Origin of the sequence: Barnesiella sp. ET7 (assembly GCF_024733785.1) — a bacterium.
Classification (GTDB): Bacteria; Bacteroidota; Bacteroidia; order Bacteroidales; family Barnesiellaceae; genus Barnesiella; species Barnesiella merdigallinarum.
The window spans coordinates 72,342-83,332 of sequence record NZ_JANRHM010000006.1; the positions used below are offsets into that span (position 1 = coordinate 72,342).

The window sequence follows — 10,991 nt, forward strand, 5'->3', positions numbered from 1 at the left end:
AACCCTTCAAGTGTCGAGCCCGGGGCACAGGCCCGACCGTATTAGATTGTGTTCAGTTAAATCAGATTGTGTTGTATCAATAGACTGTGTTCTGGGGATCCATGTTGGTCCAGCCGGTCATCCAGTTGTTGTCGGCCGTTTCGCTGGGCGAGAAGGCACCGATGTACGAAACCTGCTCGAATCCCGAAGCTACCAGCGGGTTGCTCCAGTCGGCAGCCTGGCTTACCAGCGGGCTCTCCTGCGAAGGAATCAGGTTGAAGCCCGTGAGGCTTTGGGGATTGCCCTGCAACTTGAGGTCGGCGATAGCGGCATAGGCGTGGTTCTTGCCGTCGGCCCGGTTGAAGTAGCTGTCAGCAAAAGCACCGTTGTCGGTGGGGCTGTAGGGCGTGTTGTTCTCCCAGTATTGGGCATCCTGGAAGTTCTTGACCATACCGGCAAAGAGGCAGTTCTCTACCACCAGTTTCCCGGCCGTAGCAAAGTCTTGCGTCGTGGAGTTCTTGTCGTTCTCGATGATGAGACCGAGGGGGAATCCGGCAAATACCGAGTTGAACACTCTCAACTGGGTGTTGCGGCGCAGGTGCATGGCAGCCTGGAAGTGGGCGTCGGTATTGCTGCCGTTCACGCCGGCTTCGTCGGTGTAATTGTTCGGATCAACCACGGGACCGAACATCGAGACGTTGGAGAATACGCACGAGGTGTAAGGCTCGATGGTAGCGGCGTCGCTGCAGTTGTCCGATTCGAAACCGTTGGAGGCCGACTTGTCACCGATTTTCGGGTCGCGTACGGCTGCCAGGAACTGCAGACGGCCCGAGAAACCGTTGTCGGTATCGAAGTCGTCGTCCCAGGTACCCAGAGCTACCAGGTGCTTGCAGTTGACGTCACCGCCGAACCACTCGTAAGAGTCATCGCCCGAGTAGGAAACCTGTACATAATCGACCGTCGTACCGCTGCCGACCGACCCGAAGGTGATGGCGTTGATTTCGTTGTCGACCGAATATTCGATACCGGCAAACTCGCAACGTACATACTTCAGCACACCCGAGTTGTCGGCATCGTCGTTACCGCCGTGTTTGCTGCGTACGCCGCCCTCGATGGTCTGCTCGCCCTTGTTGTTCTTGGCTTTACCCAAGAGGATGATACCGCCCCAGTCGCCCGGTTTACGGCTGCCCGGAGCCTGAGCCGACGTGAAGACGATAGGACGCTCTTTCGTGCCCTCGGCAATGAGTTTGCCGCCCCGCTCTACAATCAGGGTAGCCTTGGATTCTTTCTCACCCTTGATAACCACACCCGGCTCGATGGTGAGGGTAGCCCCCTCGGTTACATATACGAAACCGCGCAGGTTATAGGTATTGGGATAGGTCAAAGTCATGTCCGACGAAATCTCATAGGCATCGGAACCATCGCCCAGGTCGTAGCTCGAACCGGCCGGAACAACGGGTTCGTCGTTATTCTCATCACAACTTACTACGGTCATGGCTGCCAAACATACGAAGGCAATCGTTTTGAATAGCTTTTTCATTTGATTTTCTTTTTGGTTAGTATGATAGAAAAGTTATCTTTTTTCGAGATTAGAAATTGAAGGTGATACCCACACTCACCGCACGGCCCGGACGATACGATTTCGTCACCTGCTCGCGCTCCTGCAACTGACCGGCGGCATCGTAGAACTGCGGGAACTGCTTGTAGACCACCTTCTCGGCCAGTATATCCTTCACGCCGGCCTTCAGCTCGATGAGCTTACCCAGCTTTTTGGAGATGGTGAAGTCGAGGCTGTTGCGGGGCATCTCGTAGGTATCGGGTATGTTCACACTCACGTCGTGGGTGGTGCTGTTCGACTTGCCGATACCGATGATGCGCTTGCCCAGGCGGTTGTAGAGGAGCGACGACATCAGGCCCCACTTCTCGTTCTGGTAGTACAACCCGGCGTTGATGATGTAGGGCGACTGGCCCTGCATGGGGCGGTCTTCGGTCTTGACGATGCCCGACTCGTCGAACCGCACATTGCTCTTGATGAGCGTGGCGTTGAACAGCAGGCTGAAGTTGCGCATCCCGATGAAGTCGAGGCTCTTACGTATCTCTACCTCGGCACCCAGACTCTGGGCCGAGAGGGCATTCTCGTAGTTGTAGCGCAGGGTACCGCCCATGTCGATGAAGGTCCATTCGATGGGGTTCTCGAAATGTTTGTAGAAGAGCCCTACACTCACCATCTCGCCCCGGGCGGGATAGAACTCGTAGCGGAAATCGAGGTTGTCGATCTTACAGGTTTTCAAATCTTCGTTACCGCCGATTTCGTTGAAGAGGTCGAAGTCGTAGTAGACGGCCGGCGACACCTCGCGGAACTCGGCCCGGTTGAGCGAGCGGCCGTAGGCGAGCCGCAACAGGTGCTGCTCGTTGAAGTTGTAGGTGGCGTTGACCGAGGGCAACAGGTCGAGGTCGACGTAGTCGCGACTGGTCAGCAGGGTTTGCGTGGCCGACATCGACTTGTCGCGGGTGAGGCGCAGTCGGTTATACTCGAGGCGCAACCCGGCGTAGATGTTGAATTGGCCCAGCGGCAGCTCGATGGCTCCGTAGCCGGCACCGTAGAGGTTGGTGGCTTCGTAGGCGTTGGTCTTCTGGGTGATTTCGTCGATGTAGACCTTGTCGGCACTCAGCCAGGCATCGCTCATCATCTCTTCGTAAGGCAGGTAGAGGTACTCCTGACGCTCGGCCACGGTGAGGTTGTCGTAGCGGTAGACAAACTCGCGGGGGGTATAGCTGCGGGTGCGGTATTCGCCCATCAGGCCGCCCTTGACGGTCGAGCGGATGGAACCCAAATTGACAGAGCCCTTGTAATCGACACTCCCCGAGAAGAGGTGGTCGCTGAGCGACTGGAAGTAGCGCGAGATCTCCTCGTTGCCCACCTTCAGTTGCGACACGTCGGCGCCCTCGCTCATACCGGCCTGGTTGACGATGATGCGTCGGTCGGGCTCGGTTTTGTAGGCGTAGCTGTAACCTACGTTCCACGACAGGGAGTGCAGCTTGTGCTCGTCGAGGAAGTGGTTGCCGGCCAGCTGCCCCAGGTAGGTGAGGCGCGACTGGTAGAGCATCTCGGTCTCTTCGCGGTAGAAGGGGCTGCTGATGTTGCGCTCGCCGGTACGTTCGGTCAGGCGGTTTTTACCCAGCATGTTGAAGAGGTTGCGGAACTCGATTTTGTTGCGGTCGCTGAAGACAAACGACCAGTTGTGCATGGCCCCTACCCGCACGTCGTTGGAGTATTGGTTGTCGATATAGTCGTCGAGGTAGACCGGCTTGTCGGCCTCCGACGAGTAGACGCCGAACCGGGCGTTGACAATATCCTGTATCGTCTTGTAGGTGTTGCTGTAATTGATGAAGGTGGTCATGCCTATCTCGGTGCCCCCTTCGGTGTCGAACCGCCGGTTGACGGTGAGCGACAGCCGCTGGTCGGGCATGGGAATGTAGCTCTTCACCCGCCAGTCGGAGTTGAACGAACGGGTCAGCCGTGTCACCTCGTCGGGGTTGCTGCCGGCCACATCCATGTGCGAAGGCATGCTGCTCGAGAGGGGGCGTTTGCTCAAGTCGAAGCCCAGCCAGTCGGTCGAGCTGCCGGGGTTGAGCCGGGTGTCGGTAAACTGTGTACTGGTATTGAACCCGGTGGTGTAGTTCACCTGCACCGAGTTGCGCAGCGGTAGGCTCTTGGTAGTGATGCGTATGAAACCGCCGGCAAAGTCGGCCGGAATTTCGGGAGCCGGCGACTTATAGATAATCATGTTTTCGATTTGCGAACTGGGCAGCATGTCGAACGAGAAGACCCGGCTGTCCGACTCCAGACTCGGAGCCGTGTTGCCGTTGATCCACACGTTGTTGTAGCGTTGGGCCAATCCCCGCACCACCACAAAGCGGTCGTCGAGAATCGAGATACCCGGCACGCGCTTCACCACCTCGGAGGCATCGCGGTCGAGCGTCTTGGCTATCTGCTGCGACGAGATACCGCTCGCCACCTGCACCTGGGCCTTCATTCCCTCGATGAGCGACGTCTCGGTGTCGTTGCGCCGGTAGGTCGAGACCACCACCTCTTGCAGGGCAACCCCGTCCTCTTTGAGCTCGATTACCAGCGGAGCAGCACTCTGTCCGGCAACTACCTCGACCGGTATCCGGGCCGTCTTGTACGAGAGATAGCGGCAGACAATCACCTGTTTGCCGGCCGGCACGCTCTTCAACGCGAAGTTCCCGTCTATATCGGTAGCCGCAGCTATCGAGGTATTCTCGACCTGGATGGTGGCTCCGATGATGGTCTCGCCGCTCTTCTTGTCCTGTACGGTTCCCGTAATCGAGCCGGTAGCCGGAGCGCCCAACACCCGAAGTGTAAAAATGAATCCTAAAACAATCGCTAATAATCTGTTTTTACCCATACTTTCTTATCTTTTTTCTTTCCGCCGCAAAGATATGGGCATGGGGCTACGAAGATGAGACAACGACGTGAATGAGCATATAACATCTGTTACATTTCGATAACCTGCATTTATCAAAAATGTTTCAACAGATGTATATCTATCTGTCAAACAGAGCGATTAGAAACAAAAAGGGTAACACTACGACTCCCCGGAGCGCATTGCCTCCCGCGAAGCCATGATGTCGCCCGAGTGCTCGAAGGCCCAGCGCACCAGCTCGCCGAGCACCGGCATGAAGCTCTGCCCCCGTTCGGTGAGGGTATACTCGACCCGCGGCGGTATCTCGGCATAGACCCGGCGGGTGAGCATGCCATCCTCCTCGAGCGACCGCAGCGTGACAGTGAGCATGCGTTGCGAGATGTCGCCCAACGAGCGCTGTATGTCGTTGAAGCGCATGGTGCCGTTTTCGTGCAAGGTCTCGAGCACCAGCACCGACCATTTGCTGCCCAGCCGGCTCAAAATATCGCGCACGGGACAAACTCCGGTATGAAGAAAAGTTTTCATCTTATTTAATATTTTGTATATTCCTGATTTCCTGCATTCGTTACCTCGGTGTAACTTACCTATCTCGCTGTGCCTTCTTGCAAGGGAGCCGGGAAAAGAGCATCTTCGCACTACAAAAATAATAAAGTTATTTTTAGTAACCAATCATAAACCAACTTAATCGATAAGAAAATGGAAACAATTCGTAAAGTCAATGAGGGTGAAAAATTCACCCACGCCACGGTAGGCGACCTGAGCGCCTTTGCCGGCAAACAGTTTGTAAAAGATTGTGCAGGCACCACCGGTTGCGAAATCTCGTTCAGCACCCTGGAGCCGGGCCAGGCAGTCCCCTTCTTCCACAGCCACAAGCAGAACGAAGAGGTCTATCTGATTCTGCGGGGCTCGGGCGACTTCCAGGTCGACGACACCGCCTTCCCCATTGCCGAGGGCTCTATCGTGCGTGTAGCCACCCACTGCAACCGCTCGCTGCGCTGCACCTCGGCCGGCAGCATGCTCTACCTCTGCATCCAGGTCAAAGAGGGTAGCCTCGACCAATGCACGTTGAACGACGGTGTAATTACCGAGCAGGCCACGGCTTGGAAATAAGCCTGTCTCTCCCGAAAAAAAGCCACAGGGCTTTGCTCCCCTCGAATGGGAGCGAAGCCCTGCGTTTTATTGCTGCGTTTTATTATTGCAAAGTCCGATGACTATTTGAGCGTCACCTTCACCACATAGTCGATGCAGTCGGAGGGAACATCGACGGCGAAAGTCAGCTCCCCTTTCCTGTACTTGTAGTCGATGCGGGTACCCTCGCCCAGCACCTCGACACTCTTCACCTTCTGCGCAACCGGCATCTTCACCTGCTCGATGTCGGTATTCAGAATATGCACATAGAGCACGTTGCCGTTGCGGGTCGTGATGAGGTTGTCGCCCTCGCGGTAATCGCCGGCCACGGTGGCATAGATCGACTCGCCGTAGCGATCGAGCCACTTGCCCATCTCGGCCAGGCGGGTCAAGGCAGCCTCGGGCAACGTACCGTCGGGTTGCGGGCCGACGTTGAGCAGCAGGTTGGCCCCTTTGCCCGAGGTGCGCACCAACAGCTGGATAAGCTCCCGAGTCGATTTATACTCCTGGTCGGTCACCCGGTACCCCCACGAGTGGTTCATGGTCTGGCAGGTCTCGAGCGGCAGCGCACTGATATCCTGCCCCGAGAGTCCGGCCTTGTTCTCGCCCGGCACATCGCGCTCGAAAATCTGGATGTCCTCGCCCTCGAAGGGAGTCTGATGGTGGTTGTTGCCCACCAGGCAGCCGGGTTGCAGGTCGTGAATGAGCTTATACTGCTCCTCCAGCTCCCAGTTGAAGGGGACGGAATCCACGTCGTGGTCCCACCAGCCGTCGAACCAGATGGCCCCTATCTCGCCGTAGTTGGTGAGCAACTCGGTCAACTGGTTGTTCATGAAGCGATAGTATGCCGGCCAGTCGGCGCGGTCGAGCCGCTTGGTCCCCCGGCCCGTACGGCCTGCGGGATAGTCCTCGCGGGTCCAGTCGATGTGCGAGTAATAGAGGTGCAGCTTGATGCCCTGGCGGTGACACTCCTCGGCCAGCTGCCGCACGATGTCTTTGCCGTAGGGCGTATTCATGATGTTATAGTCCGACCACCGGGTATCCCACATGGAGAAGCCCTCGTGATGCCGGGTGGTGAAACAGATGTATTTCGCCCCCGCAGCCTTGAAGGCCGACACCCACTGGCGGGCATCGAAACGGTGGGGATAAAAGCCGTTCATGGCCTTGGCATATTCGCGGGCGTCGACACTGGCATTGTTCATATACCACTCACCCTGTGCAAAGGTGCTGTACAGGCCCCAGTGGATAAAGATACCCAGCCGGCTCTCGGCAAACTCTTTCCTGTTCTGAAGATTCTCGGGGGTAGGTACATACTTCTGGGCCTGCGCCGACACAGACAGCAGGCAGAAGCATGCAAGCGTTGCAATCCATTTTTTCATCGGTTCTTGTTTTTAGTATTTCATGTGTATCAGGTCGATGCCGGGAAGGGGCCCGACACCCATACAAATGTAAGGAAAATCTGCGGAAAGCACACTCCGGAGGCGCAAAAATCCATACCCCCCAGAGCACAAAAACAACCGAGGGGCTACCCTCCCGCATGGCGGGAAGGCGGCCCCTCGGTCTCACCTGTATATCTGGAACAGTTTATTTGCTCCGTTCCAACTCGAGCACAATCGTGCCACCCTCGCTCATGAGTGCCAGACGGCCGTTGTCGAGCAGACCGTAGGAACGCACGCTGTTGAGGGCCGAGAGTACCTGATTCTCGGTATCCATGTCGGGGCAGGCCATACGGGTAGAGGCCACGTTGCCAAACGAGATGGAGTTCTCGTCGGCCCCGTCGTGGTTAATCGCACCCGAAAGCCGGTTACAACCCGAATTGCCGGTTACCCGATTGGCTGTCACGTCGAAGTTGAGTGCTGGCACGGTTTCCATGCCTTCGGGCAAAGCGGCTCCGTAGAGGCTCACCACACGCCAGTCGCCTTTCAGGCTCGACAGGGGCACGACTTCGAAACGCTTCTGCAACAGCATCACCGGCTCTTTGTCCGCTCCATACAGCACCAACGTCTTGCCCGAGCACTTGAGGCTTTTCACCGAGGCCAACGCATTGAGCATGAGCCGCTCGGTCTCCATATCGGGACAAGCCATGAGGGTAGAGGCCATCTGCCCCAATTCGATTTTATTGGGTTTCGAGAGGGTCAAAGCACCCATCAGCCGGTTGCAACCGGTATAACCATATACCCGTCCGTCTTGGGCATCAAACCCGATAAAGGGTTGCGACTCGGCCTGCACGGCCTGGCCTTGAATCTCCACTACATTCCATTCGCCGTCGAGATCGTTTACCGACACGGCATCTTTTGAGGAGCGGCACGCAGCCAACGAAAGCACGGCAGCAGCCACAGCCACATATAAACACTTCATTTTCATAGTTCTTTTTGTTTTAGTTTCTATTCTATATTTTCTACACGAATTTCTCGTATAAAGATAAAACAAAAATAAAGGCCAATACTGCGCTACGATACATTAAATTGTCTTAAAACCGTCTCGCATTTGTATATTCTTTCTTTTCTCCCGGGGTATCGGGATACCAAAATTCCTTTTTATTCATAGCTTTGCAGAAAGTACCATAAACCTAAAACACTTTTCAACAATGAAAACAAAAATGTTCACGGCCTTGACAGCTATTGCTATTCTGGCCTCGGCCTGTCAGAACAAAGCCTCCTTGACGGGACAATGGATCGAACCGATACCGGGTAACCCCGATGCCATACAGGGTATCGACCTGAAAGAAAACGGCGAAGCATCATCGATCAACATGGCAACCCTCCAATACGAACAGTGGAGTCGGGAGGGCGACCGGCTTATCCTCTCGGGCGAAAGCATCGGCAACCACCAGACCATCGCCTTTGCCGATACGTTCGAAATCGGCAAACTCACGGCCGACAGCCTCGTATTGAAAAAGGGCGACTATGTGATGAGCCTTGCCCGTCCGCAAAGTTCGATACCGGCCACTCTTATACAACCGGCGACCCCGCTCTCCTTCACGGTGAACGGGCGATTGATCATCGGGCACGAGGTGCGCTCGTTTATTGCCGACGGCGATACGGCCGAATACTGGATTATCGACGAAACCGATTCCCTGAAGCCTCTGTACGAAAAGGCCGTCGGCGAGAAGGCAAAACCCTACACCGCCGTGAAAGCCTCGCTGCGAGTGGTCGACGCCGGGAAATCGGCCGAAGGATTTGCCGCCGAATACGACGGTGTCTATCGGGTAAAAGAGGTTATCGAGGTATCCCCCATGCCTTGACCCGACTCCCCGGCCAACTCACCCCTGAACAGACTCAAGAGAAAACGACCGGGAGAACCTCCCCCCCTTCTCCCCTTCTCCGCATACAAGCAGCGGCAGGCCCCCGTACGGAGTCCTGCCGCTCTTTTCTTTATCCTTAAAAGAGGTTATTCTTCACCGGCGGGAGAAGCCTCTGCGGGTGCCTCGCTCTCGGCCGGAGCGGCATCGGCCACCCGATTCGAGATGCGCTTCGCACTATTGGCAATCGAGGCCATGGCCCGGTACAACTCGGCCAACAGACGGCCCGAAACGACAATGAGGAAGCCGATAATCGGGTACATGATTATCATCACGGCACCCGTGCCCCACGGCAACAGGCTGGCTCCGCCCAACTGGTTCATCATCTCACTGCCGCCAAACAGCAGGAACAGCAGCGATGCCACACAGCCAAACAAGCCGATGTAGAAGCCCAACCACTCGCCTACGGTCTGAATAAAATGCGACACCATGGGAATGGCTACAAACTCGTTATCCTCACAAAGCAGCTCTTTCAATTTTTTCTGCCTGTTTATCCAGAGCACAAAGCTCATAATGCCCAAGGCTATCATGAGAATAAATATCAAAATGAGGGCAAAAATAACCTTCCCCGGTATATACTCGAAGACACCACTGCCTATTGCCCCAAAGATGGCCACCAACGGGAACAGCAAATTCAGGACAGCAATAGCTACATACAACCAACGGAAGGGCTCACGATAAAACGACCCGTTGTCGATAAACTGCCATAACGGCTCGAAAAAAGCAAATAACTTGTCTTTCATGATAAAAAGAAGTTTAGATGAAGGCCTTTATTCCATAAAGCATGCAAAAAGAGACCTTTTATTTTTACATACCCTTTGTTAGACAGAAAGATAAACATAACGACAAACAAAAAGAGCCCATGTTCCCCTTTGACATTGCCAGACAGTTCCCTCCCCTGCACTTCAAATATAGTAAATCTATTTTAACTTAGATAAAAATATGTAACTTTTTTTATACTCCCCTACCGATATTTCTCTGAATACCGCGTCGGGGGCGTGGAATGATGGGTGTGTCTCCCATGCACGCAATGCGCATCATGTCACCCCGCACCTCGATACGGGGCCCAGCCAAGTGACTCTTGCGGGTATTTTCCTTTGCGGATATTCCCTGGATTCCGCATCATGTGCGGAATGACCCCATACAAAGAGAGCTCCAGTCTCCTGAAGCTCTCTTTGTAGCGAGACCGGGGTATAATCCCGGGACCTTCCCGATACTGTATCGGGACGCCCTAACCCTTCGCTATCAACTGCTTGATATATATTCTACTCTTCTTATTCTTTATCTCTCGCTCCCGAGCCATGGCGGCCCCTTTCTCCGTATAGGATTCGCTATACACCAATTCCCAAGGCCTGCCGCTTCGGGTACTCGGCGTAGCTCCCGCATTGTGCTTCGACAAGCGAGTGGCTATATCGTGAGTATAACCTACATAGTATCGATTGCGTGTACGTGAATAGAGGATATAAACGTAATACATTGGAGGAGGTAAAAAAAATGCCTCACTGAATCGTGAGGCAACTTTTATTTTTCGTAGCGAGACCGGGGTATGACCCCGGGACCTTCCCGATGCTGCATCGGGACGCCCTAACCCTTCGCCACAATAATAAAAAGCACCAAGCCTCACTTCAAGTGCTATATGAACTTAACGAAAAAGAACTCCAGTTACCTGAAGCTCTCTTCGTAGCGAGACCGGGGTATGATCCCGGGACCTTCCCGATGCTGCATCGGGACGCCCTAACCCTTCGCCACAATAATAAAAAGCACCAAGCCTCACTTCAAGTGCTATATGAACTTAACGAAAAAGAGCTCCAGTTACCTGAAGCTCTCTTCGTAGCGAGACCGGGGTATGATCCCGGGACCTTCCCGATGCTGCATCGGGACGCCCTAACCCTTCGCCACAATAATAAAAAGCACCAAGCCTCACTTCAAGTGCTATATGAACTTAACGAAAAAGAGCTCCAGTCTCCTAAAGCTCTCTTTGTAGCGAGACCGGGGTATGATCCCGGGACCTCATGATTATGAATCATGCGCTCTAACCAACTGAGCTATCTCGCCATCATGTCTATTTTTGCACCGACCACTTGTCAAATGCGGTGCAAAGATAAACGATTATTTTGGACTACGCAACAAATCGG

Annotated in this window: 9 protein-coding genes and 1 tRNA gene; 2 read left to right on the top strand and 8 right to left on the bottom strand. The window is 54.6% G+C overall.

The window, feature by feature from the left end:
* Positions 1–76 precede the first annotated feature (76 nt).
* The 3 genes from NW211_RS05200 to NW211_RS05210 all read right to left on the bottom strand — a co-directional run bounded on the left by NW211_RS05200 (position 77) and on the right by NW211_RS05210 (position 4,952).
* Entirely contained in the window at positions 77–1,519 is a 1,443-nt protein-coding gene (locus NW211_RS05200; RefSeq protein ID WP_087408751.1) for a hypothetical protein, read from the bottom strand.
* Between the two features lie 49 nt (positions 1,520–1,568).
* Positions 1,569–4,409, bottom strand: coding sequence for a TonB-dependent receptor (locus NW211_RS05205; protein ID WP_258327160.1), 2,841 nt, complete (start codon positions 4,407–4,409; stop codon positions 1,569–1,571).
* A gap of 180 nt (positions 4,410–4,589) precedes the next feature.
* Positions 4,590–4,952, bottom strand: a complete 363-nt coding sequence (locus tag NW211_RS05210) for a helix-turn-helix domain-containing protein (protein ID WP_087408753.1) — start codon at positions 4,950–4,952, stop codon at positions 4,590–4,592.
* A gap of 171 nt (positions 4,953–5,123) precedes the next feature.
* Between NW211_RS05210 and NW211_RS05215 the strand changes: the two genes are divergently transcribed.
* Complete coding sequence (locus tag NW211_RS05215) at positions 5,124–5,537, top strand: cupin domain-containing protein (protein WP_258327161.1); 414 nt, start codon at positions 5,124–5,126, stop codon at positions 5,535–5,537.
* Between the two features lie 101 nt (positions 5,538–5,638).
* Here NW211_RS05215 and NW211_RS05220 read toward each other — a convergent pair whose 3' ends face one another.
* On the bottom strand, positions 5,639–6,934 hold the full coding sequence (locus NW211_RS05220) for an alpha-L-fucosidase (protein WP_258327162.1): 1,296 nt from the start codon (positions 6,932–6,934) through the stop codon (positions 5,639–5,641).
* 205 nt (positions 6,935–7,139) lie between these two features.
* Positions 7,140–7,919 (bottom strand): META domain-containing protein, encoded by a 780-nt coding sequence (locus tag NW211_RS05225; RefSeq protein ID WP_025278367.1) that lies wholly within the window; start codon positions 7,917–7,919, stop codon positions 7,140–7,142.
* A gap of 223 nt (positions 7,920–8,142) precedes the next feature.
* Between NW211_RS05225 and NW211_RS05230 the strand changes: the two genes are divergently transcribed.
* Entirely contained in the window at positions 8,143–8,799 is a 657-nt protein-coding gene (locus NW211_RS05230; RefSeq protein WP_025278368.1) for a lipocalin family protein, read from the top strand.
* Between the two features lie 146 nt (positions 8,800–8,945).
* On the opposite strand, the gene NW211_RS05235 is transcribed toward NW211_RS05230, so the two are convergent.
* From NW211_RS05235 to NW211_RS05240, 3 genes are all read right to left on the bottom strand, one after another.
* Positions 8,946–9,599, bottom strand: a complete 654-nt coding sequence (locus NW211_RS05235; protein ID WP_258327163.1) for a hypothetical protein — start codon at positions 9,597–9,599, stop codon at positions 8,946–8,948.
* Between the two features lie 488 nt (positions 9,600–10,087).
* Positions 10,088–10,333: a GIY-YIG nuclease family protein gene (locus NW211_RS14165; protein ID WP_375379575.1), complete on the bottom strand. Its 246-nt coding sequence runs from the start codon at positions 10,331–10,333 to the stop codon at positions 10,088–10,090.
* Positions 10,334–10,837: 504 nt separating this feature from the next.
* Positions 10,838–10,911: transfer RNA gene (locus NW211_RS05240), tRNA-Met, on the bottom strand.
* Positions 10,912–10,991 lie beyond the last annotated feature (80 nt).

Excerpts from the sequence above, each read along its gene's own strand:
- NW211_RS05200 (WP_087408751.1), bottom strand. The coding sequence starts at position 1,519 with ATGAAAAAGCTATTCAAAACGATTGCCTTCGTATGTTTGGCAGCCATG.
- NW211_RS05205 (WP_258327160.1), bottom strand. The coding sequence starts at position 4,409 with ATGGGTAAAAACAGATTATTAGCGATTGTTTTAGGATTCATTTTTACA.
- NW211_RS05210 (WP_087408753.1), bottom strand. The coding sequence starts at position 4,952 with ATGAAAACTTTTCTTCATACCGGAGTTTGTCCCGTGCGCGATATTTTG.
- NW211_RS05215 (WP_258327161.1), top strand. The coding sequence starts at position 5,124 with ATGGAAACAATTCGTAAAGTCAATGAGGGTGAAAAATTCACCCACGCC.
- NW211_RS05220 (WP_258327162.1), bottom strand. The coding sequence starts at position 6,934 with ATGAAAAAATGGATTGCAACGCTTGCATGCTTCTGCCTGCTGTCTGTG.
- NW211_RS05225 (WP_025278367.1), bottom strand. The coding sequence starts at position 7,919 with ATGAAAATGAAGTGTTTATATGTGGCTGTGGCTGCTGCCGTGCTTTCG.
- NW211_RS05230 (WP_025278368.1), top strand. The coding sequence starts at position 8,143 with ATGAAAACAAAAATGTTCACGGCCTTGACAGCTATTGCTATTCTGGCC.
- NW211_RS05235 (WP_258327163.1), bottom strand. The coding sequence starts at position 9,599 with ATGAAAGACAAGTTATTTGCTTTTTTCGAGCCGTTATGGCAGTTTATC.
- NW211_RS14165 (WP_375379575.1), bottom strand. The coding sequence starts at position 10,333 with ATGTATTACGTTTATATCCTCTATTCACGTACACGCAATCGATACTAT.